This window comes from Exiguobacterium sp. SL-9, from assembly GCF_004336985.1.
Classification (GTDB): domain Bacteria; phylum Bacillota; class Bacilli; order Exiguobacteriales; family Exiguobacteriaceae; genus Exiguobacterium.
The window spans coordinates 1-383 of sequence record NZ_SJUO01000048.1; the positions used below are offsets into that span (position 1 = coordinate 1).

The 383-nt window shown below is 55.4% G+C and carries 1 protein-coding gene; it reads right to left on the reverse strand.

What is annotated here, in order from left to right; translation table 11 throughout:
- Positions 1 to 26: 26 nt before the first annotated feature.
- Positions 27 to 383 (reverse strand): hypothetical protein (locus EVJ34_RS15775; RefSeq protein ID WP_201739967.1); only part of this gene is annotated, 357 nt, incomplete at its 5' end.

A 383-nucleotide genomic window follows, 5' to 3' on the forward strand; every position in this document is an offset into this window, starting at 1 on the left:
GTGCACGGGTGAATTGTTGCCATGCATTATCCCCCCTGTTCACTGTGGTCAAGGCTCAATTCCTCCATCGCCTCATGAATAATGTCCTGCAGCGCGGCCACAAACCCTGTATCAGAGGAAGTCAGTGCCAGCGACCGCAGGCGGGGACCGTGTTCAGGGGCTATCGCAATCAGACGGGTGCGCATGGCGTGATACTCCTCACCCACTTTATCGATCATGTCCTGCCACGGCAGCACCAGTCCGGATTCCTTTTCGTACTCCAGGCGGGCAAGCTCAGCAAAATAGTGCTCTTTGATGGCCCTGGATTCTTCCAGCGGACGAACGGCTATTTCACCGGAAATCAGTCCGGCATAAACAGATTCTGCACGCTGCTGAAAATCGCC